Origin of the sequence: Deinococcus humi, assembly GCF_014201875.1 — a bacterium.
Taxonomy (GTDB): domain Bacteria; phylum Deinococcota; class Deinococci; order Deinococcales; family Deinococcaceae; genus Deinococcus; species Deinococcus humi.
This window is the reverse complement of the sequence record NZ_JACHFL010000004.1, coordinates 23,652-50,479: the sequence shown is the minus strand read 5'-3', so window position 1 is coordinate 50,479 and position 26,828 is coordinate 23,652. Positions and strand designations below refer to the sequence as shown.

23 protein-coding genes are annotated in these 26,828 nt (G+C 63.1%); 16 read left to right on the top strand and 7 right to left on the bottom strand.

What is annotated here, in order from left to right:
- Positions 1 to 407: 407 nt before the first annotated feature.
- Positions 408 to 1,748, top strand: coding sequence for a DUF2254 domain-containing protein (locus HNQ08_RS09340; protein WP_184130555.1), 1,341 nt, complete (start codon positions 408 to 410; stop codon positions 1,746 to 1,748).
- A gap of 82 nt (positions 1,749 to 1,830) precedes the next feature.
- Here the strand turns inward: HNQ08_RS09340 and HNQ08_RS09335 are convergent, their stop codons facing one another.
- On the bottom strand, positions 1,831 to 2,766 hold the full coding sequence (locus HNQ08_RS09335) for an EamA family transporter (protein ID WP_184130553.1): 936 nt from the start codon (positions 2,764 to 2,766) through the stop codon (positions 1,831 to 1,833).
- 108 nt (positions 2,767 to 2,874) lie between these two features.
- Here HNQ08_RS09335 and HNQ08_RS09330 point away from each other — a divergent pair, with 108 nt between their 5' ends.
- Positions 2,875 to 3,618, top strand: a complete 744-nt coding sequence (locus HNQ08_RS09330; protein ID WP_184130551.1) for an AraC family transcriptional regulator — start codon at positions 2,875 to 2,877, stop codon at positions 3,616 to 3,618.
- Between the two features lie 295 nt (positions 3,619 to 3,913).
- On the opposite strand, the gene HNQ08_RS09325 is transcribed toward HNQ08_RS09330, so the two are convergent.
- Complete coding sequence (locus tag HNQ08_RS09325) at positions 3,914 to 4,582, bottom strand: GntR family transcriptional regulator (protein WP_184130549.1); 669 nt, start codon at positions 4,580 to 4,582, stop codon at positions 3,914 to 3,916.
- Positions 4,583 to 4,631: 49 nt separating this feature from the next.
- Between HNQ08_RS09325 and HNQ08_RS09320 the strand changes: the two genes are divergently transcribed.
- Positions 4,632 to 5,765 carry an ArgE/DapE family deacylase gene (locus HNQ08_RS09320; protein WP_184130547.1) on the top strand — a complete coding sequence of 378 codons (1,134 nt, stop codon included), beginning with the start codon at positions 4,632 to 4,634 and terminating at the stop codon, positions 5,763 to 5,765.
- A gap of 14 nt (positions 5,766 to 5,779) precedes the next feature.
- Positions 5,780 to 6,961, top strand: coding sequence for a diaminopropionate ammonia-lyase (locus HNQ08_RS09315; protein ID WP_184130545.1), 1,182 nt, complete (start codon positions 5,780 to 5,782; stop codon positions 6,959 to 6,961).
- Positions 6,962 to 7,064: 103 nt separating this feature from the next.
- On the opposite strand, the gene HNQ08_RS09310 is transcribed toward HNQ08_RS09315, so the two are convergent.
- Positions 7,065 to 7,751: a hypothetical protein gene (locus tag HNQ08_RS09310; RefSeq protein WP_184130542.1), complete on the bottom strand. Its 687-nt coding sequence runs from the start codon at positions 7,749 to 7,751 to the stop codon at positions 7,065 to 7,067.
- A 30-nt stretch (positions 7,752 to 7,781) separates the two neighbouring features.
- On the opposite strand from HNQ08_RS09310, the gene HNQ08_RS09305 reads away from it, so the two are divergent.
- Entirely contained in the window at positions 7,782 to 8,198 is a 417-nt protein-coding gene (locus tag HNQ08_RS09305; RefSeq protein ID WP_184130539.1) for a hypothetical protein, read from the top strand.
- Positions 8,199 to 8,393: 195 nt separating this feature from the next.
- Here the strand turns inward: HNQ08_RS09305 and HNQ08_RS09300 are convergent, their stop codons facing one another.
- Positions 8,394 to 8,912: a hypothetical protein gene (locus tag HNQ08_RS09300; protein WP_184130536.1), complete on the bottom strand. Its 519-nt coding sequence runs from the start codon at positions 8,910 to 8,912 to the stop codon at positions 8,394 to 8,396.
- A gap of 468 nt (positions 8,913 to 9,380) precedes the next feature.
- Here HNQ08_RS09300 and HNQ08_RS09295 point away from each other — a divergent pair, with 468 nt between their 5' ends.
- The 3 genes from HNQ08_RS09295 to HNQ08_RS27875 all read left to right on the top strand — a co-directional run bounded on the left by HNQ08_RS09295 (position 9,381) and on the right by HNQ08_RS27875 (position 12,798).
- The gene (locus tag HNQ08_RS09295; RefSeq protein WP_184130532.1) at positions 9,381 to 9,551 is read left to right on the top strand and encodes a hypothetical protein; all 171 of its coding nucleotides are present in this window, start codon (positions 9,381 to 9,383) and stop codon (positions 9,549 to 9,551) included.
- A gap of 204 nt (positions 9,552 to 9,755) precedes the next feature.
- Positions 9,756 to 12,596, top strand: coding sequence for a GAF domain-containing protein (locus tag HNQ08_RS09290; protein WP_184130529.1), 2,841 nt, complete (start codon positions 9,756 to 9,758; stop codon positions 12,594 to 12,596).
- A 70-nt stretch (positions 12,597 to 12,666) separates the two neighbouring features.
- The gene (locus HNQ08_RS27875) at positions 12,667 to 12,798 is read left to right on the top strand and encodes a hypothetical protein (protein WP_268240001.1); all 132 of its coding nucleotides are present in this window, start codon (positions 12,667 to 12,669) and stop codon (positions 12,796 to 12,798) included.
- Between the two features lie 336 nt (positions 12,799 to 13,134).
- Here HNQ08_RS27875 and HNQ08_RS09285 read toward each other — a convergent pair whose 3' ends face one another.
- On the bottom strand, positions 13,135 to 15,177 hold the full coding sequence (locus HNQ08_RS09285; protein WP_184130526.1) for a beta-galactosidase: 2,043 nt from the start codon (positions 15,175 to 15,177) through the stop codon (positions 13,135 to 13,137).
- Positions 15,178 to 15,900: 723 nt separating this feature from the next.
- Between HNQ08_RS09285 and HNQ08_RS09280 the strand changes: the two genes are divergently transcribed.
- Together HNQ08_RS09280 and HNQ08_RS09275 are read left to right on the top strand one after the other, a co-directional pair.
- Positions 15,901 to 16,875 (top strand): aldo/keto reductase, encoded by a 975-nt coding sequence (locus HNQ08_RS09280; RefSeq protein WP_184130523.1) that lies wholly within the window; start codon positions 15,901 to 15,903, stop codon positions 16,873 to 16,875.
- Between the two features lie 189 nt (positions 16,876 to 17,064).
- Entirely contained in the window at positions 17,065 to 18,438 is a 1,374-nt protein-coding gene (locus HNQ08_RS09275; RefSeq protein WP_184130520.1) for a hypothetical protein, read from the top strand.
- Positions 18,439 to 18,495: 57 nt separating this feature from the next.
- On the opposite strand, the gene HNQ08_RS09270 is transcribed toward HNQ08_RS09275, so the two are convergent.
- A complete protein-coding gene (locus tag HNQ08_RS09270; RefSeq protein WP_184130517.1) occupies positions 18,496 to 20,118 on the bottom strand; it encodes a hypothetical protein in 1,623 nt (540 codons plus the stop codon).
- A gap of 586 nt (positions 20,119 to 20,704) precedes the next feature.
- Here HNQ08_RS09270 and HNQ08_RS09265 point away from each other — a divergent pair.
- From HNQ08_RS09265 to HNQ08_RS09255, 3 genes are all read left to right on the top strand, one after another.
- Positions 20,705 to 20,902: a hypothetical protein gene (locus HNQ08_RS09265; RefSeq protein WP_184130514.1), complete on the top strand. Its 198-nt coding sequence runs from the start codon at positions 20,705 to 20,707 to the stop codon at positions 20,900 to 20,902.
- 601 nt (positions 20,903 to 21,503) lie between these two features.
- On the top strand, positions 21,504 to 21,788 hold the full coding sequence (locus HNQ08_RS09260; RefSeq protein WP_184130511.1) for a hypothetical protein: 285 nt from the start codon (positions 21,504 to 21,506) through the stop codon (positions 21,786 to 21,788).
- 185 nt (positions 21,789 to 21,973) lie between these two features.
- The gene (locus tag HNQ08_RS09255) at positions 21,974 to 23,305 is read left to right on the top strand and encodes an esterase-like activity of phytase family protein (protein ID WP_184130508.1); all 1,332 of its coding nucleotides are present in this window, start codon (positions 21,974 to 21,976) and stop codon (positions 23,303 to 23,305) included.
- Positions 23,306 to 23,437: 132 nt separating this feature from the next.
- Here HNQ08_RS09255 and HNQ08_RS09250 read toward each other — a convergent pair whose 3' ends face one another.
- Entirely contained in the window at positions 23,438 to 23,650 is a 213-nt protein-coding gene (locus HNQ08_RS09250; protein ID WP_184130505.1) for a hypothetical protein, read from the bottom strand.
- Positions 23,651 to 23,898: 248 nt separating this feature from the next.
- On the opposite strand from HNQ08_RS09250, the gene HNQ08_RS09245 reads away from it, so the two are divergent.
- The 3 genes from HNQ08_RS09245 (at position 23,899) to HNQ08_RS09235 (ending at position 26,620) form a co-directional block, all read left to right on the top strand.
- On the top strand, positions 23,899 to 25,008 hold the full coding sequence (locus HNQ08_RS09245; protein WP_184130502.1) for a Kelch repeat-containing protein: 1,110 nt from the start codon (positions 23,899 to 23,901) through the stop codon (positions 25,006 to 25,008).
- Between the two features lie 224 nt (positions 25,009 to 25,232).
- A complete protein-coding gene (locus tag HNQ08_RS09240) occupies positions 25,233 to 25,805 on the top strand; it encodes a TetR/AcrR family transcriptional regulator (protein ID WP_184130499.1) in 573 nt (190 codons plus the stop codon).
- A gap of 20 nt (positions 25,806 to 25,825) precedes the next feature.
- The gene (locus HNQ08_RS09235) at positions 25,826 to 26,620 is read left to right on the top strand and encodes an isocitrate lyase/PEP mutase family protein (RefSeq protein WP_184130496.1); all 795 of its coding nucleotides are present in this window, start codon (positions 25,826 to 25,828) and stop codon (positions 26,618 to 26,620) included.
- The last annotated feature ends 208 nt before the right edge of the window (positions 26,621 to 26,828 follow it).

Genomic DNA, 26,828 nt, shown 5'->3' with positions numbered 1-26,828 from the left:
CCATCCATTCGACCGCAGTCTCCGTTTGTGGATCCGGCTGAAGGAAAGCAGAATCGTTTTGAAGCATTTGTTTGGGCCGCCCCTCTTCCTGATCTTTGTGGCAATGCGCAAAGGGCTCCCCTGAGACCTAGGCTGTCCGGCCAGGCCGTGTGAGCTGTAAGAAGAACTCTGCTGTGTTCATCTCTCTGCTCCGGGAACCCGGCTCTGCTTCACACATTTTAACTGCTGATCTTGTTGACCACTCGCCCCAGCGTGACATCGCTGTTCTCCTGCCTGACGTGGCTGCGGTTTGAGGGTGGGCCGTCTGTCCCTGGACAAATGTCGGCTTGAACTGCAGCGCTGTCTGAGAGACGAGCACAGGGTTGCGCTGTATCCAGCAGGGGGGATTCAGCCTACCCTGGGGGTGGATGGGGTCACACATTTATTCGCGCTTGTGGACGCGCCTGACGGACGCACTGCACAGCCTCTGGTTTTTGCCGGGCGTGATGCTGATTCTGGGGATTGGGCTTGCAGAGGGCACTCTTCTGCTGGACGAGCACTTCCAGGGCCGTTTCAGGGGAACCCTCCTGTTTTTTCCTGGGGGCGGGGACGGCGCACGGGCTCTGCTTGGTGGGATTGCAACCTCGGTGCTCGCCGTGACCGGCACTGTGTTTTCAGTGACAATTACAGCGCTCAGTATTGCGACCACCCAGATGGGCCCGAGATTGCTGGAGAGTTTCACGCGCGACGTGCACAACAGTCTCTCGCTGGGCGTCTTCCTCGCCACAGTTTCCCATGCGTTTATGGTGTTGCGGGGGGTCCGTACGCCAGACAACGGTCCAGCCTTTGTTCCGCACCTGGCAATCATGGTCGCGCTCGTACTGACCTTCCTGAGCCTGTGTGTGCTGATCTACTTCATTCACCATGTTGCGGCCAGCATCAACGTGGGGCACGTGATCCGGCTGGTTCACGACGACCTCTGCCGCACCCTGCTCGCCCAGACGACGCCTGGGGAAGGACAGGATCAACCAGCGGTGACACCCCCCAGATGGACCCTGCAGGAAACGGTGGGTGCTCCCCGCAGCGGCTACCTCCAAAGTCTGGATGTGGAAGAACTCACCCGTCTTGCGCAGAAAAATGAAGCGGTGATCCGGCTGCTCGTGCGGCCAGGGGACTTCGTGATGAAAGGGACACCGATTGCCCTCGTGACCCCCCAGGCCTTCGCTGGAATAGACGCAACCCTGACGATCGGACACAACCGGACCACCAACCAGGACATTGAGTATGCCGCCAGAAAACTTGTGGAGGTCGCGGCTCGCGCGCTCTCACCAGCGTTGAACGACCCCAACACGGCCATTGCGGTTCTTGATCACCTTGGCGACGCCCTGTGTCTTCTCCAGAACCGCAGTCTTCCCAATGGGCAGTACGAATGCAATGGACAGCTGCGGCTGATGGTGCCTTTGCCCCACTTTCCCGGTCTGGTCGAGGTCGCGTTCAATCTGATTCGGCAGTACGGAAAAAACCATCCCGCTGTGATGATCCACATGCTTGAGGTACTCACGCGGGCCGCCGCCTGCTTGCCAGACCCGGTCAGACGAGAGGTCTTGAGACAACATGCCGCACTGGCGCACCAGGAAGGTCTGCAGCAGACAAAAACACAGCACGATCAGGAGGCCATCGAACGTCGATACCAGCGGTTCCTGAACCTGATCGAGGAAATGCAATCCTCACAGACTTGCTCTCCTCGAGCCATTGAGTATCACGAGTAAAAAACCCGCGCAGTGATTGCGGTTTCGGTCAGGAAGTGGGAACTTGCTGAACCTCATCTCCACAGACAGCCCAACGGTCCTTTCACACAGCCGATGGAGACGCACTGCTGAGGTCTTCGACTGCCCTACCGTAGGCCGGCCGCTGTGCAACCACGGCGCCGGTCAGGATCAAGGCGCCGCCGACGATCTGGGTGACGTGCAGCCCCTCGCCCAGGAACAGAAGGGCGAACAGGGTGGCCCACACCGGATCGGTGGTGGTGAGCAGGCTAACGCGCGCCGGTCCAATTCGCCGCACGGCTTCCGATAGGGCGGGCAGCGACACCAGCGTCGGGATCAGGAGCATGGCCAGGATGATGCCCCAGTGTGCGGCGGTGTCCGGCACCTTCAGTTGCCCGGTCACCGCGCCAAGTCCCACAAACGTCACGGCGCACACCAGGGAGATGTGCGCTGTCACTGTCAGCGGCGACGCGGTCCGGGCCAGGTGGCCGCTTGCAAACAGATACGCGCCATACAGGGCGCCACTGACGCCCCCCAGCAGCAACCCGGTGAGGTCGCGGTCGGCGGCGCCCGGCAACCCGACGACCACGCCCAGGCCGGCCAGCGTGCACAGCAGCGCCCCCACCTGCCAGCGGGAGGGGCGGACGTGGGCCAGGAGGCCATACAGGATGACGAATGCTGGGGCCAGGTAGACGAGCAGCGCGGCCGTGCTGGCGGAGATGCGGGCGAGCGCCATGAAAAACAACACCGTGGAGGCCGTGTAAATGACGCTCAGCAGCAGGAGTTCGGCCCGCTGGCGCAGGGAAAGGCGCCCGAAGCCCAGGGCGAAGAGCAGCAAGGCCGTGAGGCCGAAACGCCAGCTGAGCAGGGTGAAGGTGGTCAGGTGCAGGTTCATGGCCAGTTTGCCCCACAGGCCCAGCGTGCCGGACGCCGCTGCGGAGATCAGGGCCAGGCCGACGCCACTCACGTCACGGCGAGCGGTCTGAGGCGGATGGGACGACAGCGGCGGGGCCTTCAACATCCGTACAGCGTAGGGAGTGGCGGGCGCTCGCGTCTTGAACCATTCGGTCTCCTTTCCTGCGGAATTCAGCACAGTGCCAGACATGCTGTGGTGTGGCAAAGTAACCGGATGGATGACCCCAGGGAGTGGCTGCGTCCCGCCCCCGATGGAAGCTGGCCGCTGGAAGCTCTGCTAGACAGCGTGCCTGACCTGACCTTTTTCGTCAAAGACCTCCAGGGGCGATACGTCAGCGTGAACGACACCCTGCGCAAGCGCTGCGGCGCACAGCACAAAAGCGAAGTTCTGGGACGGACTGCGGCAGAGGTTTTCATGGGGGAGCCTGGGCGGCGCTTCAACGAGCAAGACGTGCAGACGGTCCGCGAAGGCCGGGAACTCAGGGATGTCTTGGAGATGTATTTCGGGCCGCAGGGCGAGCCCATCTGGTGCCTGACCCACAAGGTTCCGCTGCGAAATATCGCGGGTGCGGTGGTGGGGCTGGCCGGAATCTCGCGCGACGTCCCTGTGTCCGTGGAGCGGCATGAGGACTTCGCGCGGGTGGCGGAAGCCCTGAGCTACGTGCACACGCATTACGGTCAGCCATTGCGGGTCCCGGTCCTGGCGGCCCGTGCGGGGTTGTCGGACGACAGTTTCGAGCGGTTGATGCGGCGGGTGTGCCGGATGACGCCACAACAGTTCCTGACCAAGGTCCGCCTGGATGCGGCCGTGAATCTTCTTCGAGACCCGGAAAGGTCCATTTCCGACATCGCTCACGCGTGCGGGTACAGCGACCACAGCGCTTTTACCCGGAAGTTCCACTCTGTCACCGGCATCAGCCCACAGGCTTACCGGGACCGGGTTCGGGCCGTGAAGTAGCCCCTGCAGTCAGGTGGGGTAGGCGCTGCGCGGACAGTCGGCGGCGGCATGAGGTCGAGCGCACTCTGAAGAAGCGAGCGGCGAGCGCTGCCGCAGGGCCTTCGGTTGGCTCTGCCCGTCTATTCTGAGAGCGGTTGTCTTATCCCTCGCCTGCAATGTCACACCGTCAATGGACGGTCAGCGGAATTCGCGTCCGGCCGTCAGGTTTTCCTGTCGCAATTGGGCCGCACTTTCCTGACCGCACCGCACCTTCAAGCATTCCCCGCCTTCCGGCCACCAAGGGGCAGCGGTGCTTTCAGCAGGACAGCTGGCGCTGAAGCCGCTGCATGCTTCCACGCCAGTTGTTCTGCAAGGCCAGCACCGCCTGCTCGGTATCGCTCGCGCGTAGGGCCCGGCGAATGGCGTCGTGTTCGTCCAGCGACGCCTGACCTGAAGCTGCCGCATTAAAGTACGCCAGCTCGATGCGCCTGAGCTTGCGCTTCAATCCCCTCAATGCCAACTGGAGTTCTCCGTTTCCTGATCGCGAAATCCAGACCGTGTGAAAGGCTGTATCTGCGTCGACGGCCGCACAGGCGTCGCCTACGCGCAGGGCGTGCTGAAGCTTGAGGTCCAGGTCCTGAAGGACATCCAAGTTCTGCGCGGTCAGCGCCGGGGCCGCGAGACGCAGGGCGAGCACTTCCAGCGTCTCGACAACAGGGTACAGCTCGGCGGCGTGTGCGGCCCGCAGAGGAGCCACGCGTGTCCAGCGGTTCGCCGCGGTTTCCACAAAACCTTCGTCCTCCAGGCGGCGCAGTGCTTCCCGGACCGGTGTGCGGCTGACCCCCAGCTGCCCGGCGATGTCCTGATCACGCAGCGCCTCTTCGGGCTGGAGGGTCCCGTCGATGATCCAGGCGCTGAGCTGACGATAGACCTCGTCACGGGCCAGTGAACGGGTACGTATGGCAGCGGGCGGTGGAATCGGCATCCTGGTTAGCCATTCTAACTGTCTGATATGTGTCATGTAATATATCACTGTGCCTGAGACGCTGAATGATCTGCTCGCGGCCCTCGTCCGCCTGGACTCCACCAATCCGGCCCTGGTGCCCGGCAGCGCTGGGGAGAGGGCCATTGCCCACTTCGTCGCCGACTGGCTCGCCGCGCACGACATTGGGGCCGAACTCGACGAGGCGTCGCCTGGCCGCTTAAGCGTGATAGCCACTGTGAAAGGCACAGGAGGTGGACGCTCGCTGATCCTCAATGCCCACCTCGACACTGTCGGAACTGAAGGGATGCCAGCCCCTTTTGAACCGGTTGTGCGGAGCGGGCGCATGTATGGACGCGGAACTTACGACATGAAAAGCGGTCTGGCCGCGTGCCTCATGGCTCTCCTGGACGCAAAAGCGGCTGGTCTCCGTGGGGACGTCATCCTGACGGCTGTCGCCGATGAAGAGCACGCCAGCCTCGGCATGCAGTCGGTGCTAAGGCGCGTCACCGCCGACGCTGCGATCGTGACCGAGCCGACCGAGCTGTGCGTGTCTGTCGCACACAAAGGCTTTACCTGGCATGAGATCACCACCCATGGCCGAGCGGCCCACGGATCCCGGCCCGACCTGGGTGTGGACGCCATCGCGCACATGGGCCGGGTTCTCGGGCAACTGGAAGCGCTGGCCCAGGAACTCACCACCCGCCAGCCCCATCCCCTGCTCGGCCACGGCAGCCTGCACGCCTCGCTGATCAGCGGCGGCCAGGAGCTTTCGAGCTACCCCGAACGCTGCACCCTGCAAGTGGAACGTCGTACCCTTCCTGGCGAGACCCCCGAAGCAACCATGCAGGAGATCGACGCGCTGATCGTGGCCCTGGCCGCTGACCCGACCTTCCGCGCCGAACATCATCTCACCCTGGCCCGTGATCCTTTCGGCATCGCGCAGGACGCCCCAATCGTTCAGACCCTTCAGGCCGCGGCGACGGCCGTACTCGGCACTTCACCTGCGGTGATTGGCCAGACCTTCTGGATGGACTCGGCGTTTCTGGCCGCGGCTGGCATTCCCACGGTCGTGTTCGGTCCTCGCGGCGCCGGTGCCCATGCCACCGAGGAGTGGGTTGACCTTGAATCCCTCCAGCAGTGCCGGCAGATCCTCACCGCCACCCTCCGTGCATTCTGCGCCTGACAGGAGTCCACACCATGACCACAGATCGTCCACGCACGTACTTCAAGCCAGGCCGCCCCATGACGGTGAACACCGTGCCGGACCCGGCTCTTCTGACCTTCCACAGGCGGCTGCCGGGTTACGCCCCCACCCCTCTCGTCTACGCGCCTCACCTCGCGGCCGCCCTGGGCGTGCGCGACGCCTGGGTCAAGAATGAAGCGGACCGGCTGGGCTTGCCGGCGTACAAGATTCTCGGAGCGTCCTGGGCGGTCTATCGCGAACTGGAAACCCGGTACGGGCCTTTTGCGCCGTGGACGACCCTGGAGGAACTGGCACTTCAGCTTCAACCCCATCTCCCTCTGACGCTGGTCACCGCAACCGACGGCAACCATGGCCGCGCAGTGGCCCGCATGGCGCGCTGGCTGGCCCTGGAAGCGCACGTCTTGGTGCCAGAGGACATGGTCCCTGTCCGCATTCAGGCGATCGAAGCCGAGGGCGCGAAGGTCGACGTCGTCCACGGCACCTACGATGACGCGGTGGCTGCGGCCGCCAGACGGGCTGATCACCGGCACCTGGTCATCAGTGACACTGCCTGGGACGGTTACACCCGGGTTCCGGGCTGGGTGGTCGAGGGGTACGGGACGATTTTTCGGGAAATCGACCAGCAACTGGCTGATCAGGGTGGCCAGCAGCCGGACGTGGTGGCCGCTCAGATGGGGGTGGGCTCGCTGGCGATGGCCGCCGTGCAGCATTACCGCGCCCCCGCCCGGGCGACGCAGGTGGTGGGCGTGGAACCCATCCGCGCGGCCTGCGTGCTGCGTTCCCTGGAAGCTGGAGAACTGACGGAAGTACCTGGCCCGCACGCGTCCATCATGGCCGGCCTGAACTGCGGCAACACATCGCCCCTCGCGTGGCCCTCCCTCCAGGGAGGATTGAGTGCGTCCGTCGCCATCTCCGACGCGCAGGCTGAGGACGCCATGCGATTGCTGGCGCGGGATGGGGTGGTCTCCGGCGAAAGCGGAGCGGCTGGCGCCGGCGGCCTGCTTGCAGTGTGCGTGGGCGACGACACTGAGGCCAACCGTGCCCGCCTGGCCATTACGCCTGCAAGCACGGTCCTGGTCATCTCTACCGAAGGGGCCACCGATCCTGAGGCGTACGCCCGGATCGTCAAGGCAGGCACAGGTGAGGCCAGACCCGCAGCGGATCAACGGTCCTGAACTGCGCAGGCGTCCAGGTAGTGGGTCCGAGCGCCCAGTGCGTCCTTTAGGTCAGATCAGGGTGACCCAACCGACACTGCTGTCTTTGACATGGAAGCGAGCCTCAGGCATCGCCGTTGTCGCCGCGCGCGTATTCGAGCCCGGGAACGTTCGAGGTGTCCGCCAGGAAGATGCCGAGCAGGAACGGTTCTTCGCCCGCGCGACGTGCGTACCGCTCATGCAGCGCGCGCAGTTCCCCCTGAAGCTCACGGGCGTCGCGCGGCGTGAGCTTGAGCAGGTGCCAGCCACTGACCATGACCGGCGCCGCCTCTCCCAGGTCCGCCCACAGCAGCCCATCCTCGCGCATGATCCGGAAATACACATCTCCGCTTGACGCGCGGGCGGTGAGGAAGCCCCAGCCGTGCTCGTCAAACGGTGCGCGAAGAAACGCCCGCCCGATCGCCGTTTCGAACAAGTCGAGGTGCTGCGCGCGACTGTGCCGCCCCACCGTCTCGGGCGGCACGAGCGAGAACGGCACGAAGAAGGCAGGGGAGACCGCGCGGTACAGCCGCACTGCGCGGCCTGCCCGCGGTCGGCAGTCCTGCACGGTGAGCAGCTCGGCGCGCTCCAGTCGCCGGACCCGCCTGAACAGCCATTCGGTCGTGACGCCGAGCGTGCGGGCCGCCTCGGCAATGCCGCGCGCTTCTGGGGTGAAGGCGTTGAGCAAGCGGAGCCAGGCGCGGTCCATCAGGAATTGGGCCTGAAGGAGATTTTCAACCCGGTACGGTCTACTTTCCGATTTGTCTTGCATGGCAAGTTGAGGGTACGCCAAGGTGTCGCCATGCCCCACGACGCTGCCGGACGCTGGCTCCTGACTGCAACTGCCGCGCTGCTGTTCGCGCTCGGCTTGCCCCTTCTGTTCGCCGCAGATGTGATGGCCGCCTGGATCGGCGCGCCGTCAGTGGCTGGTGAGGCGTTGACACAACTCGCTGCGAGCGGGCTGCTCGGCCTGGGCGTCATCAACTGGTGGTGGCGGGGGAATACCGTGCGGGGGATCGCTGGACGCCCACTGGGCCTGGGCAACTTTCTATGCTGCATTTCGGCGGGGGCATCCCTGGGGCGAGCGACGTGGGCCGGCGCGTTTCCTGGCGTGATGTGGGTGGTTGTACTTGTGTTGACGGCGCTGGCGCTGGCGTTCGCGTGGCGGATGTTCGTGTGGAGACCTGGTGGGGGATCCATGCAAATTCCTGGTCTGTGAAGGTCCCAGGAACGCCTTCAAGACCGTCAGATCGGTATTGATCTGGAAGTCAACCAGGGCCCTCCTGCTGGTGTCCCTAAACTTGTTGTGTCCGGCGCTGTGGTGGACGCCACCGTCTCCGGCTGTTCCACCCAGAGATCGCCCACAGGTCCGCCGGGTTTTTCCCTAAACATCCGGGGAAGGGCTCACCCCCTTTCATCTCTTGGGCACCGTCCAAACCAGAGGCACAGGAGCCACTACCTCGTGACGCTCGTTAAGTCCGGCGCCTGACCTTGACAGCGTCCATCTTTTTAAGTTCCAGCCTTTCGCGATCCTCATGTTGTACGTCACAACGTCTTGCCGTGCGCAAACCTGACGGCCGACAATGCGGGTGGCTTCCGTGGCGAAGACGTAAACGTAAACGGTGGAGTCCACTGATGAGATGGTGCTCGCGGAGACGTTTGTCAATCGCCCACCGGTCCTGGCCTGGAGCTGAATGATTTCGCGAAACTGCGCCCCCGGGTTGCTCACGTCCACCACTCCGTCACACTGCGGGTTGGTCCACGTCATGGATTCGGTCGAGACGATGTCCGGCAGCGGGAGGGAAAATGTTCCGTCTGCCTGGACCGGGGCGAGCGTCTCCGGCAACCCTTCAATCGCGCCGTAACCAACCCAATCCGGGGCAACGTCCGCCACTTCGGCCCGGCCCTCGATGGCACGTAAGTCGGGAACCATGGGCGGCGGGGATTCGCCAGTTTCCTGCCGGCAGGCACTGAGGACGCACAGCAGGATTAGCCACCGGAAAGAGGTCATGAGACGCAGCCTGCCAGACGAAGGATGGCATGGGGATGGTCCCCGTCGGCATTCGGGGGCGCCGTTGCCCCACAGTGCTCCGTTCAGGGTTCGTCACCTCTCAACTCCGCATCAGGGTGTCTTGAGAGGTCAGCTCCATGCTGGGAAATGCAGCCAGGGACGATCTTTAGAAGCAGATGTGTCAAGTTCCTTATCCTTGAGCGTTAAGGGCTGGAGAACGGAGACGCATAATTGCCTGCTGGATTCCTGCCGAGAATTTTCCAAAATCACTGGAATCTCGGGAAAAGTTACAAGTGGTTGAGGACAGATGAATTCCGAAACCTAACCCCTGAAAGACGCGTCTTGATTGTACTCTCACCCGCTGAAAGCTCTGAGCGCTCAACCTGAAGCATGACCCGCAACACCAATCCGCAGGATCACAGCAACTCGAACGACGGCAAGGGCCAGGGCAAGCGTGACCCGGGGGGCAACAAGCCCAGTGCCGATGAGAAGAACGGAGATGGCCGCCGCAACGGCAGTGAGAGCGGCGGGGGCAACGACGGGAACAAGAAGAAATCCTGAGGACTCTGTTCATTTGTCGCTCTCAGGTGAGGGCAAAAAGCAGGGATGGCGTGATCTTTCGATCATCCCTGCAGTTGTGTTGGCTTGACCTGGTCAGGGAGAGGCACTTTTCACTGGCCAGAACCCTGCGGAGGGAATAACTGCTCAGCACCGCGTCACCGGGCCAAAGCCACTCGCCACGGCCCACAGGCGTTATGTTGTGGTATGACTTCTCTGCCCGGCTCCAATCTGGAGCCCTTTGCTTCACTGGCAGACCACCTTCAGCAGATCACTGAAGCACTCGCTGCAACCAGTACGGAGCGGGAGGTCATTGAGCTTGTGCTCACCCCGGCTGTGGAAGTCCTCGGAGCCGTTGCCGGGATCGTGTTGCTGGTCGACCAGGCTGATCAGCAGATGACGATTGCGGGAAGTCAGGGCTACGAAGCAGAAACTCCGACGGTCTGGCAGGAAAGCTCGGTTCAGGGCCACGTCCTGATTGCCGACATTCTGCGCATGCGCGAGGCATTGTACTTCGAGTACGCGGGCGCGCTGAAGGAAGCCTATCCGGACCTCGAAAGTCGCACCGGGGGACTGGCCGCGGTTGCCAATGCGACGCTTCCGATGTTCCTGGACGACCGTCCTCTGGGCGTCATCGTGCTCGACTTCACGGAACCGCATCACTTCCCACCCGAGGAACGGCGTTTCCTGAAGACGCTGTCAGCGCAGTGCGCCATCGCGCTTGGGCGCGCGGAGGCGACCAGAATGCTGGAGGCCCGGGTTCAGGAGCGCACCCGGCAGTTGGAGGAACAGACCCGGCACCTTGAGGAAGAACGGGCCGCCCAGGCCGCCTTCGTGGCATTTACCGAGGCGGTGGGCAGTGAAACTGACCTCGCGGTGCTGGCTGGGCAGGTGATCACCGTGCTGCAGGGCTGCTTCCCAGGGGCGAGCATCTGTTACTACGAGGAGGAGGGAAACCTTTGGAAGGCAAGGGTCTGGAGTGACAACCTGGGACCCGAGCAGGTCGCGGTCATTACGGCCGGCCTTCCGGTGGAGTCCCCGTTGTTCCTAGAGGTGTCCCAGACCCGGCAGCCTGTGTTCACCAACGCCTGGGACGTCCAGGTAGGGGGTATGGACACCAGCGAAGGGTTTGCAGCGAGCGCTGCTTATCCCCTGCTGGTGAACGGTGAACTGCACTCGCTGTTCACCGTGGTTCTCCCGATCGCCCACCGCTGGACCGAAGCGCAACAGGCCTTGTTGCGTTCGGTCGGGCGGAGCCTGACCCTGGCGCTGGAACGCACCCAGACGGCCCGTCAACTGGCGCTTCGCAACGCCGAGTTACTGGCCCACACCCGCGCCCTGGCAGCCTTTGCGGAGCTCACACGGCACCTGACCTTCACCACCGACCCACTTGTGCTCATCCGGCGCGCCCAGGAGGTGGCGATATCGCTGCTCTCAGACGGCTCAGCGATGTATTTCACTCTCGAGGGCGAACGCTGGTGCAGCCAGCTGCAGCACGGCAGTGTGCGTTCGGCCCAGTTGCAGGCGGCGGTCGACGCGGGCCTGCCGTACCTGGAGACCCACAGCCTGCTGATCCCCTGGACGACGGGGCAACCATATTTCCAGGACGTCTCCGATCTGGACAGCGGTCAGCTGGCTTCAGTCGTGGAACACATCAGTGCGACCGCCACCCTACCGCTGCGGATGGAAGGGACGCTGATTGGGGTGCTGGCATTCGTGCTGTTCGATCAGAGCACCTGGTCGAGTGTGGACCGCGTGGTGCTCGAGACAGTGGTCCAGAATCTCGAACTGGCTCTGGACCGCGTTGCCAAGATCCGCCGGTTGGACGAGGAGCGCACCGCCCTGGAAGCTTTTACGCGTTTCGCCGAGCTGGTCGGCAGCGAGACCGATGTTCAGGCGTTGGTCGAGCAGGCGATCACGTTGCTTCATGAGACCTGTGCTGTGGAGGCCGCTTACTTTGAGCGGGATGGCGACCTGTTCAGCGCCACTGCCTGGAGCCCTTCGGCCGATCCCACCCTGCTGCCGCACTTGCTCCGGGGCTTTCCCCTGCAGCACTCCAGCATTGCCCTGGGGCTTCAGCAGAACACGGCCACGTATATCGACCACTGGCGCGACACCGGACTGCTGATCCAGGAGTCTGGGATCTATCAAGCGGTCGGCGGCTACCCATACTTCGTGAATGAACGTTTGGAGAGCGTCCTGATGATCGGATCCCAGGCCTCGGCGCTCTGGGATGACCGGAGCAAAGGGATCTTCCGCGCGGTTGGGCGCAGCCTGGACCTGGCCCTTGACCGGGCACGGCAGACCCGGATGGTGACCGCCCAGCGGGACGCGCTCGACGTCCGCACACGGGAGCTTGCGGACTCGACTGCGGAATTGCAGGCGTTTTCGTATTCGGTATCGCACGACCTGCGGGCCCCAGTTCGGCACATCATCGGCTTCCTGGAGCTGGCGCGGAAGACTCTGGACGGCAGGCTCGACGAACGCAGCGCACGTTACCTCGATATCGTTGAACAGTCTGGGAAGCAGATGAACACCCTGATCGATGGCCTGCTAGACCTGTCGCACGCGGCCCAACAGACCCTGCAGCCAGGTGTGGTCGACCTGAACGCCCTTATGTCAGAGATCCAGACCACGCTGCTCCCCGATCTGCTGACCCGGAACGTCGCGTGGGAAGTGGCAGACCTCCCCCGTGTCTGGGGGGACCGAGGTGCTTTGGGCCAGGTGCTCACCCAGCTGACTGAGAATGCGCTGAAGTTTACCCGCACCCGGGATCCGGCCAGCATCCGGATCTGGGCAGACGACCAGGGCGGGGCCTGGAGGGTCTGCGTAAAGGACAACGGCCTGGGCTTCGATCCGCGCTATCAGGACCGCTTGTTCAACCTGTTCCAGCGGCTGCACCGGGCTGACGAAGTGAATGGAACAGGGGTGGGGCTGGCCACTGTTCGCCGCCTGATCCTCAAACACGGGGGCCAGGTCTTCGCCGAGGGCCAGTTGGGTGGGGGCGCCACCTTCGGCTTCACGCTCCCCAAAGAGGGCCCGGTATAGAACTCCCGCCAGGAGCAAGGGCGTCATGTCGGCCCTTCGTCCTCGACTGTCCTTAAGCAAAGAGCGCTTCATGGAAGAATGGTCTGGCGGCCTTAGTGTCGGGATGTTCCTGAAAAAAGAGATTGAGCACGGCCCCCTGTTCGTAAACGGACCGCTACAGCCGGTGGACCGCTACCCCCGTCCTCACGCGGACCTGCTCTAGAAACCGCCGGGGACCCCGCCCTCTTCCCGGTGGCCCAATTGCACCGCGCTGCCGATCACCGCCAGGGCAACCGGAACCCGGGGACTTGTGAGCACTGGGCACCGCGTCACCCTACGCCAACAGCTTTCTGTGACCTTTCGGCAGATGGATGAGAGTCGGCGAGCGAATATCCGCGTTCCCTTTGACGCCGGGAGAACACCGGGCTCGGGTGGTCAATCCAGGAGATGCCATTGGTGGGGGAGAGGCGTTCAGACCTCTCTGGACTGACAACGTCCGTGTGTCAGTCCAGTTTCCTTGAGTGGATGGTACCTGGCGGCTCAATGCGGCTGCAGGAGCTTATTCCAAGACCTGTAACTCATCCAGACGGACGTCACGGCTGTACCGAACGAGCGCCACGCCGTACGGCGGCAAGGTCAAGACCTTTGGGAGGGATCCACCATCCTCAAAGCGGCTCCCTCCATCAGGAAGGCTGACGTCCAGAGATTCCGTCGAGTGAACATTGAGAAGATGCAGCACCTGCGCGTTCCCAAGGTCCGACAGGGTGACGTTGAGGGTGGCGGGCAGCCGGCTCAGGGGAACATTTGCGTGAGTCAAAATTTCTTCCAGCAGGTCGATGACAGCTGCTTCGGGAAAGTCGCCGCCCAGGTAATAGGCGTGTCCGGCGCCAAACCTGTGGGACGTGATGGCCGGTTGACCAGCAATAAAATCCTGTTGGAAGGTGGCGACCGTTTCCGCACCCGTCACATGGATGACTTCGGCCCAGTGGTGAACATCGTACGTGGCGCCATTCTCGCGAAGCTGTACCTGATTGGTCTCGCCCGGCTGCATGACCAACCACTCTTCGACCCACAGGCCAAGCACGTCGCTGATCAACGCAGGGTAACCCCCCAGCTGAATGTGTTCGTGCTCGTCCACAATGCCGCTGAAAAAACCCGTCGCCAACGTGCCGCCCCCATTCACAAACTGGCGGACATTCTGAGCGGCAGCGTGCGACAGCAGGTACTGATTGGGGAGGGCCACGACGTCATAGGCGGTCAGGTTGCCTTCTGGATGCACGAAATCGACGTTCTGCCCGAGTTGCCTGAGGGCGGCGTACCACTTCTGCACCAGCGGCATCAACTTGAGAGCCGCAGGCTTGCTGTCGATCTCCAACGCCCACCAGCTGTTCCAGTCGAACATGATGGCCACACGGGCGGGCACGCGCGCCTGGGTCAGCTCCGTCAACGACTTCAGTTCCTGCCCCAGGGCTTGAACCTCCTGCCAGACGCGGGAGCGTTGTGGTCCGACGTGCTGCACCATGCCGCTGTGGAACTTCTCCGCCCCTGCGCGAGATGCCCGCCACTGGAAGAACATCAGGCCATTCGCGCCGTGCGCAAGTGCCTGGTGGTTGAGGAGGCGCATGAGCCCAGGGCGCTTCAGGGTGTTGCGTTCACGCCAGTTCACGGCGCTCGTCGCCTGTTCCATGAGAATCCACCGCTGGCCACCGCGCAGGGAGCGCATGATGTCGAACGTCATGCCTGCTTCCAGGTGGGGGCGGGAACTGCTGGGGTCAGGGTAAGCGTCGAGTGAAACCACATCTTCTTCCTGTGCCCACTTGAAGTAGTCCAGTCCGGGCAGGAAGCCCAGGAAGTTGGTCGTGATGGGGGTCTGCGGCGAGATTTCGCGCAGAATGCTGGCCTCCATGCGGTAGAGGGACAACAGATTGTCGCTGGAAAAACGCCGCCAGTCGAGCTGCTGGGTGGGGTTGGCGTAGGTCGGCGCGCGCCTGGGAGGCTGAATCTCGGCCCAGGCTCCGTAGCGCTGGCTCCAGAACGCGGTGCCCCACGCGGTGTTCAGGGCGTCCAGCGTACCGTACCTCTCCTGAAGCCAGAGGCGGAACTCCTCTGCGCAGAGCCCGCAGAAGCACTGATCAATGTGACAGCCGTATTCGTTGTTGACGTGCCACAGCTTGAGAGCCGGGTGTCCCTGGTAACGCTGAGCGATCTGCGTGATGAGCTGCCGCGCTTGCGTCCGAAAGGCCTGATGGCTGGGGCAGTACAGCTGGCGTCCCCCGACTTCCAACCGCACGCCATCCACGGTGACGGGCCTGGAGTCTGGATATTTCAAGGAGAGCCAGGGGGGAGGAGACGCCGTGGCCGTGGCGAGATTGACCCCAACGCCGTGCTCGTGGAGCAGGTCCATGACCTCATCCAGCCAGGAAAAATCATAGGTGTCCGGCTGAGGTTCCAGATGCGCCCAGGAGAAGATGCCCAGCGAGACGAGATTCACTCCGGCTTCCCGCATCAGCTGGGCATCCTCCCGCCAGACTTCACGGGGCCACTGCTCTGGGTTGTAGTCCGCGCCGTAGATGATGCCGCCGAAGTCATTGATGTCAAACATAAATCACCCTTTGTTTGTATAAGAGAATGAAAGTCTGGGTTGATGGAAAAGCCTTCAGTCTTTGAGGGCACGGCCAATGATGAAGTCACAGCACGTGAAGGTGTCGATGCTGTGCACCACCTTTAGGGCATTCCAAGACACGCACGTCAGTCCAGACAGCGTGCTGGGCGCGCCCAACCTGGTGAAGCTATCCCCTTGGGTAGGGACGATCAGGGGCCACCGATCACCGTTCCAGCTTGCCAGGAACAACAGGAAAGCTGGCGCATCCAGCGCAGGACGGACGGATCGGTAAAGCAATCTGCCCGCATGCCCCCCGGTCACTTGTGGCTAGGACTGTGGCGTTGAGGTGACCGGCCCCGCGGCCTTCGAGCGGAAGCACACCAGAGCGTAGCAGCCTGCGCGATTTGGGAGTGACAAAGGTCTGATAATGGGCCGTCAAGTCGGATTCGTCACGGGCGATGGTGGGTGTTGACCGCACGGTGTCAAGAAAAGAAGTAGGCTGCCGAGCTGGTTTCACCTGCTGCGGCAGAGCCGCTGTGATATTCCTGATGCTGTGGCTGAGCATCGGCCTGGGTGGGGATTCGTCGGCTTCGTGTGATAGATGCTGGGAGCGCACCACGAGACATTCTGTCCACCCCTACCATGCGGAGAACACGCCGCTGCCCAACATCAAGCAGCCAACGACGCGCTGGGCTTCAATCTGACACAAGGCCGGAGGATCACATGAAATACGTCAAACTGGGCCGCAGCGGCCTCAAGGTTTCCCGTCTGGCCCTGGGTTGCATGTCCTACGGTGATCCGAAATGGCGTGACTGGGTGTTGACCGAAGAACAGAGTCGGCCTTTTTTCGAGAGGGCTCTGGAACTCGGCATCAATTTCTTCGATACCGCCGACATGTACTCACTCGGCCGCAGCGAGGAGATCACAGGGAAATGCCTGCGTGAACTCGCCCCCAGGGATGCCTATGTGCTGGCCACGAAGGTGGACCACCCAATGGGGCCGGGGGTCACACAGCGCGGCCTGTCGCGCAAGCACATCTTCGATGGCGTGCAGGCCAGCCTGAAGCGGTTGGGTACGGATTACATTGACCTGTACCAGATCCACGGTCAGGACCGCGACACGCCGATGGACGAGACGCTGGAAGCACTCAACGACCTGGTGCGGCTGGGCATGGTGCGGTACATCGGGGTTTCGAATCACCTGGCCTATCAGGTGGCGCGCGCCAACGGCCTGGCGGATCTGAGGGCCTGGAGCCGCTTCGTGAGCGTACAGGATCACTACAACCTGCTCTACCGTGAAGAAGAGCGTGAGATGCTGAAACTGTGCCGAGAGGATGGCCTGGGCTTCTTGCCGTGGAGTCCGCTGGCACGCGGTTTCCTGGCTGGGAATCGCCAGGGTGGCGCCGGTCAGACCACGCGGGGCAACAGTGACGCCATGAGCCAGAAGCTCTTCGGCGGTGAGGTTGACCTGGAAATCGCCAACCGGGTGCAGAGCCTGGCGGAGCAGAAGGGTGTGCACCCTTCGCAAGTGGCTTTGAGTTGGGTGATGCACCAATCTGGCGTGACGTCCCCCATCATCGGCGCGACGAAGATGCATCACCTTGAACATGCAGTGGCCGCCGCCGACCTTATCCTCAGCGAGGACGAACAGCGTTACCTGGAGGAGCCCTACAGGCCACGGGTCAGCACCCTGGCCTGATCCTGTCGTTCCGGGAGCGCTCCGCTGGGAACGCTACGGTTCGTCAACAGGGTGCCGCCTCTCCTCAAGACTGCTCTCCTTCTGCGCAAAACCAAACCACCCTCATCATCGGTCTGCCATCCTCTGCCCTGCACAGTGTCCCCAGTTTGAAGCGCCCCACTTCTCCGCGCTTCCTCAAAGGACACGATAATGACCATTTTCCGACGCTTCCTGCCACCCGCCCTGCTCCTCACCCTGCCGTTCTGTCCCGCCTCCGCTGCGCCCGTGCCTGCCAGCCTTGTCGGTGAGTGGCTCAGTGGCGCCCAGTACCCCGCCAGCGTGTATACGAAGGACTTCGGCGGAGCGAGTGGAGACTCGAGACGCGTGGTGCTGAACAAGGACGGCACGTACGTGCTCACCGAGTTCGAGTCCACGTCTTACCCCTCGTCGTTCGGCACCACCGGCTACCCGATCACCTGCCAGGTCATGAGCGTGGTCGTAGAGCGCGGCACCTTCGCCGCCTCCGGCAACAAGATCACCTTGAAGGCCAGGGGGGTCGACAAGGAACTCGCCTACACGCCCGACCGTCTCAACAATGGATGCAGACGGCAGGGCCTGAGCCTGACGTCACAGGCGGCGTCAAGTACAACCACGATGACGTGGTCGATTGCGAAGGGCGAACTCACCCTCAAGACCGGGCAGGGCAGCGCGAAGTACGTGCGCCGCACGCCGGCCCCACCGCCGCCCTCGAATGTGTCCGCCTTCCTGCACGGCGAATGGCACAACGGCGCTGTGTCGCCCACCGAGTACTACAACACCGCCACGGGCAAGTGGGCCGAGGCGAGCGGCACGAGTCAGATCCTCAGGTTCGGACCGAACTTCACCTACGAGCGAACGGGCCTCACGGTCGTCACGACGTACGGCTGCACCTCGAAGCTTCTCGTGACTGAGAAGGGCAAGGTAAGGGACAGCAACAACGAGCTGACATTCACGCCTACGACGAGTTCCGCGACAGGCTACACCTGCACGCCGGGCAAGGTCTCCACGGCCAAAAATCACATCAAACCGTACGGCGCTCTGTGGCGTGTCCGGGTCGAGACGAACGGTCAGCACACCCTGGAACTCACGCTCGACGGTGACAAGCTCCTGTTCAACCGACCGCCCGGCACGCTGCCTGAGACGACGCGGACGCCGAACAGCTCCCCGAGCTGGGGCGCGTCGTCGAGTTCCTCATCGAATGCGGGCACTTCAAGCGCGCCTGCGACTCCAACCGCGCCTGCGAAGTGGACGGCAAGCGGGACGTGGAACGCGGTCATCACGGTGAACGACAAGACGTACCCGGTGGCGTTCAAGCTCCAAGACGATTCACCGCGCATCATCGGGTATGGAGATGACCCGGTGAAATATGCCAACGGCAACAGCGAGACGGGAACGCTCGAGATCGGCCTGGAGGTCGAGGGCCGCACGATGGCACTTAAGGTGCAGGGGCGATTCGAGGGAAACCGCTACCAGGGCGAAGTGCGTTGGACGAACTACGAGGGCGACGACCTGGGGAGGGGGAGCCTCTCCATGACCCGCCGCTGAATATGCTCAGCAGCAGAGCGCCACGAGTCCGGAGAGGCTCGTGGCGCTCCTCTGGCGTCAGGGTTGGGGGGTATGCCGTAGCGTAAGCCGCGAGATGCCCCGTAGCGTCTGACGGAAGAGGTCCTCGTCTTCGTCCTCCGGGTCGGCCAGAAGGGACCCGCCCGAGTAGGCGTGGTCCCAGGTATGCTCGGCCACACCGTTCAGGAAGACCATGTCCTTCGCCTGCCAGGGCTCTGCAATCTCGTCTTGCAGTTTCAGCACCTTGCGGATGATCACGCTCCAGCCAGTGTGCGCCTCCACGCCGTCCACATCCGTCTCGGCCTCCCCATCACACGCCATGCGGAAGCGGTGGATCACAGTGCCAGGCACGAAGGTCAAGTCCACCCCCACCGCCTGACGACCCGTCGTGAGGTCAGTCAGCAGAGAGTCGAGGTCAAGCGCGCTCACGAACTCCCCGGCAGTCCCAACGATGAACGGTGACGGGTTGTTCCTGATGGAGCCAGCGCTCGCCGTGCAGTCAGGTGGGCTCGCGGCGGAGTGCCAGGAAGAATACCCCTTCGTCGTGTACGCTCTGGACTCCATCGGCCCCTGACCTTCCAGCGTGCCCTTTGCGACCGAATACTTGACGGTCACTTTGGCGCCCATCTCGAAGTGGCTCGTCAGGTTCGTGGGGTCTGGTCCATCGCCGTCGGAGAGTTCGAGGGTGTGTTCGTCTAGCACGGAGTCGAAGGTGAGTTCGAAGGTCGCGCAATTCTCCGCCTTGGCCTCGAACGCGGCGAGCTTGCCCGTGAAGTACGGCCCGAGGCGCGGGTTGCGCTTCACCCAGGTGATCCATCCCAGCAGATCGGTGAGCCGTGAGAGGTCGCGGTCTTGCACACACGACGCGGATGCACGGTTCACCGCATGCTCGATGCCCCTGGCGATCAGGCTCCAGCCCTCGAAGATCTGCGCTTTCATGACCTCATCCAGGCCACTCGACTGGACCGAGTTGCGCCAGGCGAGGAACAGTTTGATCGCGCTCTTGAGCCGCGCGTCGTCCATCTGCGCGGCGGTGAGTTCGGGCCGCACCTTGTCGCTGTAGACGCCTTTCATAAAGGTTGCGTCGGCCTTGCTGCGCGCCGCATCCGTTTCGAGCCGGTCGCGCGGATCGGTGGGCACGAGCGGGGCGAGCAGGTCCTCGTCCGCAACTGTCGCCAGGGCCACGCCGGGGTTCGAGAAGTGATTCAGCAGCATCTCCACGCCCCCGTTCGACACCCGCAGCGGCTGCAGGTAGAACTCCTGGCCGAGCGCGTGTGAGTTGAAAGCGCGGAGTTGCGAGGCGTCGAGTTTCGTGCGCGGCGTGATGGTGAGCGTGAGCGGTTCGAGGAATTCCAGACCCTTCGGTTCGAGGTGGACCGCCCCGATGAGACCGCCGTGCAGAGGTAGCGCGTCCACCCGAATCACAGGCGTCATGCGGATAGTCTCCCGCCCCAATAAAGCTCCTTCCGGAACGGTCAGTGTGTAGGTCGTGCCGTCCGCTCCCTGAACGGTAAGCTGGCCGCCCGCCGAGGTGACCACCTTGCTCACCGTCCTGACAGTGTCGGGTACGATCTGAACGTCCATCGGATGGGCCGCCCGGGCGACGGGGAGAGTGACGGCGGCGAGCGCCAGGGAAAAAGACAGCAAGGGACGATAACGCATGAACAGCCTCCTGGTCGATGTCGGACTCTGTGTTCCGACCGAGGAGAACAGCGTAGAGAGGAGCGGATGGCACTGGGATGGCGCCCACACGCTCACCTGCGGTCTCATATGCACGCTCTTCCGGTTCTGCGCCGCCGGTGTGATGGGGAGCAGGCGGCCTGGCGCCGCCCAGGCAGGGAAGATGGGTCCGGGGCTCTGGCAACTTAACATCAAGGGCCACAAAGGCCCATTCCGCCGCCTGGCGTGCGCGGGCAGCGGTGGTTTCGTCTGAGGGCGGCGAGTGTGGTTCGGATGTGGCTATGAAGGTTCGAAACGCGGGCATGAAGGGACAGAAATTCCCAGGTTCGCTGTCGGCAATTCAGGGACGAGCTCTGCTCGTCCCTGTTCCCCTATCCCTCGATGGGATGGCCCTGAGAGGTCGTGACAGCGGGCCGTGTAAGTGACTGGGACATATTCTGCCATGCGGAGCCAGGAGCCAGGGCAGTTCACACGTCGCCTCAAAGCTTCTGAGCTCGTCCGTGTCAATCACTTCAGGAACGTCGTAAGCCCCAGGCAGGGGAAAAGGTTCCAATGATCCAGTGTTGCGGTGATCTCGCAGGAGGAGGTCCGACATCTCGCTCTGTTCGCTGGAGCCGTCGTGGCCGTGCCCCGGCATAAGATGCGGGCCACACACGAGAAGGGTCAGAAGCTGGGCCAGGGCAACTGCCGCAAGAAGGAGCAGGAGAGAGAGGAAGACGGCGCAGTCAACCTCAATGGGGGTGGAGAGGCTGCCCCAGAACTCTGACCCATGGACATTCAAGAGGAGTCAACCGGGTGGGAGCGGGGACAAGGAGAGGGGAGACTGAGGCATAGAAGACCGTGCTAAGTGAGGGGCATTGTTGTCCGCGATCCAGCTCTCACTCCACCGCTTGCTGGCCTCAGTACCCCGCGAGGAGGCCCAGGAGACACAGCGTTCGGGCAGTTATAGAAGTCGGCATAGAACACCGTCTCTCGTTTCCGGTGTGCGCAAAAGTTTGGCACACCGGTCAAAAGGCGAAAGATGTTAAGTTGGAAGTGACTTCTGGGTGGACCTGGTCTCTCCAGATCGCCTGCAGAGAAGCACTTCAGCGCATCAGGTGACATCCAGAGTCGTGGCCTAACCCGTTCGCCCTGTTCACGAAGAGCGGAGGGCCATTCCCTTTGTCGCTAGGGGGCACATGCGCTTGCGCCCAATACCGTATCGACAATGCAGATGGCACTTTCCAGGCGTAGAGCAGTGGGGTGAGTTGATTCAGAAGTCAGGGGGGCAAACAGCAATCTTAAAAGGCGTGGCTCCAGACACCTGTGTCTACAGGAGACAATCACCTTCTGAGAAACGGGATCTGCGCTCGGCCTCAATCTGGTGTATGTCAGCGCACAGCCTGCGACGCGTCCCCGGGCGCCGTACGATCGGCCTGAACGGCCAGGACGAAAAGCCGGTGCACGAGAGAATGAAGCTGTTCATGCCGCACCGGATTAGCTTCAATGTGAAGCAGGAGAAGGTCGGCGAGCAGCCGGTACTCATCGGCGGCCAGCTCCAGATCAAGCTTGGCCTGGTCTTTGAAGGTAGGTCTCACTTCCCTACAGTGCGTCATGGCCCGATTTTCAGGGCAAGTTGTCACAGTCAGGTCACCTGCCTCAGCCTGTCCTGAACTGCATCGGGCGCGACCGGGACCAGTTGAAGGGGTGTTCCAGGCCATTGAGGTTATGATCTCCTCCAGGCCAGACACTTCCCTGCTCGGTGTGTCCATCCCCGATTTCAGAGTCGCCCCTGAGGCCGGCCCGCGCCGGTGTACAGCGGATACGATGCTGACACACGCGTTTTACAGTTTTGCCGATGTTGACATCTACCCGCGTTGCCCTCGGCCTGACGACTGCCCTGTCACTCGTCGCCTGCTCTCCTACCCTTCCCACCACGCAGGACATGACGCCCTATCCATCTGCGCCCACAGCGGATGGTCGGGTCAAAATCCTTGCCCAGGCCAGCCTTCCTCCCACCGAGCTGACTGCCCTCGGGTACAGCACCGAACAGGTGGTCCGGGCCAGAGCCAATGGTCTGGCCAACACCGCCCTTCCTGCCATCGGCAGCGGCCTGGTGGCGCTTCCAAACGGGGAATTTCTGGGAATTACAGACCGTGGCCCCAACGAAGACCACCTCAACGCAGAGGGAAAGGCCGACGGCAAGATCTTTCCCCTGCCTGAATTTGCGCCCACCCTCACCCGCTTCCGGGTGGAGGGCCAGACCATTGTGCCAGTGGGTTTCACCAGGCTCACTGGCCCTGAGGGGCAGGGCATCACCGGTCTCACCAACATGAAGGGTGAGGAACTGCCCTTCGAGAATCAGGCCAGCACCACACCGCTGCCCTTCAACGTGAACGGGATGGACACCGAGGGCCTTGCCCGCTTTCCTGACGGCCGGCTCATCACGGTGGAGGAGACGTCCCCGTCCATTGCCATCCTGAGTGAGGGAGGCCAGGTGCTGATGCGCTACACCCCGGTCAGCAAGGCGCTGACCGGCGCAGCCTATCCGGTGAAGAACATTCTGCCCGATGTCTACGCCCAGCGCCGCTCGAATCGGGGTTTCGAGAACGTCAGTCTCAGTGGCGACGGCAAGACAGCCTGGGTCACCCTGCAAAGCCCGATGGGGGACACCAAGGCCGACGCCTACAAGAGCAGCCGCATCCTGCGCACCCTGAAACTGGACGTGACCGACCCTCTAGATGCCCGGGTGGTGGGGGAGTACCTGACGCGGGGTAGCGCGATTGGAGATTACCCGGCGGGCGGCAAGCAGGCCGACTTGAAATTCAGCGATACGGCCTGGATCACTGGAGAAAAGCTGCTGACCCTGGAACGCGCGGCTGGACTGGTGCAGCTGTTCGTGGACGACTTCAGTGCCGCCACTAACGTCTTGAATCTGCCCGACCAAGGCAAGCTGACCTACGAGGACATCGCTACCGATCTCGCGGCGCTGGGTATCCAGACCTCCACGCGCAAGCTGGTGTTCAAATCAGCCGACGCGGGGATCATGGACGATAAGCTCGAGGGGCTGGCGATCCTGACGCCCTCGACCATTGCCCTGACCAACGACAACGATTTCGGGATTGGCGACAACAAGACCGGCACGCCCAGCAAAATCTGGGTGGTGCAACTCGGCCAGCGACTCAAGTAATCGGACGACACGAGCAGGGCCGCTCGGTGGGGCGGCCCTGCTCCGTTTCATCAACTTCACCCCACGCTGCCCCTAGGTGCAGGAGCCCCAGGCCTCCTGCGCGGCGCCGTTTATCACCCGTGCGGCCAGGTATCAGGCCTGTTCGTCGTCCTGATCGTCATCGTGCTCAATCTCGAGACGGACGATGTGCCGCCCGCCCAGGTGGTATACCCTCCCTTTTTTCTCCACTGTAAGGAGACTGCCCGCCGTCATGGCTTCTTTCGCCTCGGCAATGGTCTTGTCTGTCGCCCCCTTGATTACGATCTCCTCGTTGTCGATCTGAACAATCCGCAATTTGGTGGCCATGCCTGAACATACTGCTCGCTTCCCGCGGTTGTGTCATGGGTCCTGGCGTCCCGGGTTCTGGCCAGTGAACGTCGCCAGGCTGCTGAACGGCATCTTTTTCAAAGAGCAACACCCCTAGAGGGAGGGCTTTCTTTTCCAGTGTGAAAATTTATACAGTGTCACCTCAGGAAGCACTTCCAATAGCCTCAGGTCATTGCAGCACGTCGAAGCCGTCCACCGGACGTGTGCCACGGAGGAGGGCAAAACCTATGAGAAAGCAAGACGGGCGCGACCGAAAAAACGGTGGTATGCAGGACACTCGAGGAGCACGAAACTGGCGCATCTGGGGAGCGGCGTTGCTGCTGACCCTGGCGGCCTGCGACCAGCCCAACGCGTCGCAGCCCAGTGCACCCCCGCAGGCCGTCGGCGAGGAACCGGGCGACGCCCCCGTGCCGCAACCCCAGCCGCAGTTGCAGTCCTGGACTGCACTCGCCCCCGCGCCCACGACGCTCTACGAGGGGCAAGGTGGGACGGTTGGCGGCAAGCTGTATGTCTTCGGGGGGTTCGACAAGAACGTCAACAACAGGCCCATCGCCACCCGTGCGGCCAGCGTGTACGATCCCGCCGCCGACCGCTGGACCCGGTTGGGTGACATTCCCAATTTCGTGACCCATGCGGGCGTGGCCGTCGACGGGCAGAGCGTCTACCTGGCCGGGGGTTTTCTGGGGGACCATCCCGGCCCCGAGACCAACGCCGTCTGGCAGTATGACGTCGCAGGCGACACCTGGACGCCCCTGCCAGGGCTGCCGATGGGGCGTGGGGCGGGAGCGCTGGTGCGTCTGGGACGCGAGCTCCACTTTTTTGGCGGTGTTGACCGTGACGCCAGCGGCAGGTACCTGAGCGATCACGCAGATCATTGGGTGCTGAATCTGGACGGCACAGACTCATGGCGAACGGCAGCGCCCATGCCCAACCCGCGCAACCACCTCGCGGGCGCGGCGATGAACGGGCTGATCTACGCCATCGGTGGGCAGCACCTCGGTGACGAGGCGAATGGCAATCAGACTGAGGTGGACGTCTATGACCCCACCACTGACAGTTGGCAGGCGGTCAGTCCGCTGCCGATCCCGCTAGGGCATATCACCTCCTCGACCTTCGGCTGGCGGGGACGGATCATCGTGGCCGCCGGCGTGACGGTGGGTGAGCGCGAGAGCGCGCAGGTCTTCGCCTATGACCCCGCTACCGACACCTGGTCCACGTTGCCAGCGCTGCCTGGCCCACGCCAGTCCCCGGTGGCCGATGTCATTGGCGACGCGCTGGTGGTGGCGACCGGGGCCACCTCTGCCGGGCCAACCGACAGCACCTTCGTCAGCCGCTAACGACTGGGCGACCTGTCAGGCTGTGGTTGATACGCCAACCAACAGCTCCATCCGCTCGCTATGAGTGGGAGCGACTCCTTCAAGCGGTCAGGCAGCGTCTTTGACCAACTTGACGGTGACTTTGTCAGTGCTGCTGGCCGACAGACCGTCAGCAGGGGAAGGGTGCTGCCGCTCATTTTTTCAGCCGCTTGACATCTACCTACATGTAGGTAGAGACTGCTGCCATGTCTGAGCAGACTGACACGCGCACTCGCCTGCTGGATGCGGCCGAGCAACTCATCCAGGAACGGGGGTATCACGCCGTCAGCTACAAGGACATCGGCGAGCGGCTGGGAATTCGCAACGCCAGTATCCACTACCACTTTCCCGGCAAGACCGACCTCGGCGCCGCCCTCGTTCGCCGCTACCGGGAGCGTCTGGAGCAGACCCTGGAGAGCCTGGGAGCCCTTTCCCCCGCCCGCCGGCTGGAGCAGTACGTGGCGGCTTACCGCCGGGTGGTCCACGAGGACGGGCGCATCTGCCTGTGCACCGTCCTCGCCGCCGAGGACAGCACCCTCCCCGGGCCTGTCCGGCAGGAGGTGCGCGCTTTTTTCGATCTCAACGAGGACTGGCTTACCCACGTGATCAACGAGGGGCGAGCACAGGGAGCGTTCCAGTTCTCTGGTCCCCCCGCAGAGGCTGCCTGGGTCTTCCTCGCTACCCTGGAGGGCGCGATGCTGCTCGCCCGCTCGTCGCGCGACCCTGGACGCTTCGAGTCCATCACCTGCCGCAGTGTCGACGCGCTGCGCTCCGCCTGATTACCCCCAAGGAGTCCGATATGACCCAGACCGCTCCCAATGACCTTGCCCACAAAGCCCGTGCTCTGCTTGACCTCCACACTGCGCCAGAAATCCTCACCCTCGCCAATGTCTGGGATGTCGTCTCCGCGCAGGTCATCGCGGCCACCGGCGCGCGGGCGCTGGCAACTGCGAGTCATTCCATCGCCTCCACCTTTGGTTATCCCGACGGCGAGAACATCCCACTCGACCTGCATCTCGACATGGTGCGCCGTATTGTGCAGGCTGTGGACCTGCCCGTCAGCATGGACCTGGAGGCAGGCTACGGCAATCCTGGGGAAACGGCCCGGCGCGCCATCGAGATCGGCGTGGTTGGCGGAAACCTCGAGGACGGGATGAGACCACTGGACGAGGCGGTTGCCGCCGTCGAGGCCGTGATGGCTGCTGGACGCGAGGCGGGTATCGATTTTGTCCTCAATGCCCGCACCGATGCCGTGGTGCGCTCTGGGAAGGATGCGCCGCGCTCGGGCGTCATCGACGAGGCGATCCATCGGGGCCGCGCCTTCCTGGCGGCGGGTGCCCCGGTGGTCTTCGTGCCTGGCCTCGTTGCGCGGGAAGAGATCCAGGCGGTCGCTGAGGCCCTCGGGCCGCGCCGGCTCACGGTTATCAGCGTGCCCGGTGTCAGCCTGCCTGCAAGCGAGCTTCAGGCCCTAGGGGTGGGTCGCGTCTCGACCGGACCCTTCACGCAGCGCGTGGCCCTGACGGCTCTTCAAGACGCCGCCGCAGCGTTGCTTGCGGGGGGCGCCCTGCCCACGAACACCCGACCTCTCAACTGAAGGCGCCAGGCACCGCGATGCGTCAGCCTGGTCTCCGGCCGCGAATGCATGACCGGAAGGCCCTACAACATTCGTTGAACGTTTGCGGACAAGGTTAATACCGCTCTGATCAACTCCTCTGGGAAGGGGAGCCTAGAGCGTTATGGCACGTTGTTGACGGTCAGTGGGGCTTGAATGGCGGGTGGCCTAAATAGCAGGCCACCCACTG

Coding starts and splice junctions, on each gene's coding strand:
- HNQ08_RS09235 (WP_184130496.1), top strand. CDS start 25,826: ATGACCCAGACCGCTCCCAATGACCTTGCCCACAAAGCCCGTGCTCTG.
- HNQ08_RS09250 (WP_184130505.1), bottom strand. CDS start 23,650: ATGGCCACCAAATTGCGGATTGTTCAGATCGACAACGAGGAGATCGTA.
- HNQ08_RS09315 (WP_184130545.1), top strand. CDS start 5,780: ATGACCACAGATCGTCCACGCACGTACTTCAAGCCAGGCCGCCCCATG.
- HNQ08_RS09305 (WP_184130539.1), top strand. CDS start 7,782: ATGCCCCACGACGCTGCCGGACGCTGGCTCCTGACTGCAACTGCCGCG.
- HNQ08_RS09340 (WP_184130555.1), top strand. CDS start 408: ATGGGGTCACACATTTATTCGCGCTTGTGGACGCGCCTGACGGACGCA.
- HNQ08_RS09300 (WP_184130536.1), bottom strand. CDS start 8,912: ATGGTTCCCGACTTACGTGCCATCGAGGGCCGGGCCGAAGTGGCGGAC.
- HNQ08_RS09285 (WP_184130526.1), bottom strand. CDS start 15,177: ATGTTTGACATCAATGACTTCGGCGGCATCATCTACGGCGCGGACTAC.
- HNQ08_RS09330 (WP_184130551.1), top strand. CDS start 2,875: ATGGATGACCCCAGGGAGTGGCTGCGTCCCGCCCCCGATGGAAGCTGG.
- HNQ08_RS09280 (WP_184130523.1), top strand. CDS start 15,901: ATGAAATACGTCAAACTGGGCCGCAGCGGCCTCAAGGTTTCCCGTCTG.
- HNQ08_RS09275 (WP_184130520.1), top strand. CDS start 17,065: ATGACCATTTTCCGACGCTTCCTGCCACCCGCCCTGCTCCTCACCCTG.
- HNQ08_RS09290 (WP_184130529.1), top strand. CDS start 9,756: ATGACTTCTCTGCCCGGCTCCAATCTGGAGCCCTTTGCTTCACTGGCA.
- HNQ08_RS09335 (WP_184130553.1), bottom strand. CDS start 2,766: ATGTTGAAGGCCCCGCCGCTGTCGTCCCATCCGCCTCAGACCGCTCGC.
- HNQ08_RS09260 (WP_184130511.1), top strand. CDS start 21,504: ATGTCAGCGCACAGCCTGCGACGCGTCCCCGGGCGCCGTACGATCGGC.
- HNQ08_RS09255 (WP_184130508.1), top strand. CDS start 21,974: ATGTTGACATCTACCCGCGTTGCCCTCGGCCTGACGACTGCCCTGTCA.
- HNQ08_RS27875 (WP_268240001.1), top strand. CDS start 12,667: ATGGAAGAATGGTCTGGCGGCCTTAGTGTCGGGATGTTCCTGAAAAAA.
- HNQ08_RS09310 (WP_184130542.1), bottom strand. CDS start 7,751: ATGCAAGACAAATCGGAAAGTAGACCGTACCGGGTTGAAAATCTCCTT.
- HNQ08_RS09240 (WP_184130499.1), top strand. CDS start 25,233: ATGTCTGAGCAGACTGACACGCGCACTCGCCTGCTGGATGCGGCCGAG.
- HNQ08_RS09295 (WP_184130532.1), top strand. CDS start 9,381: ATGACCCGCAACACCAATCCGCAGGATCACAGCAACTCGAACGACGGC.
- HNQ08_RS09270 (WP_184130517.1), bottom strand. CDS start 20,118: ATGCGTTATCGTCCCTTGCTGTCTTTTTCCCTGGCGCTCGCCGCCGTC.
- HNQ08_RS09245 (WP_184130502.1), top strand. CDS start 23,899: ATGAGAAAGCAAGACGGGCGCGACCGAAAAAACGGTGGTATGCAGGAC.
- HNQ08_RS09325 (WP_184130549.1), bottom strand. CDS start 4,582: ATGCCGATTCCACCGCCCGCTGCCATACGTACCCGTTCACTGGCCCGT.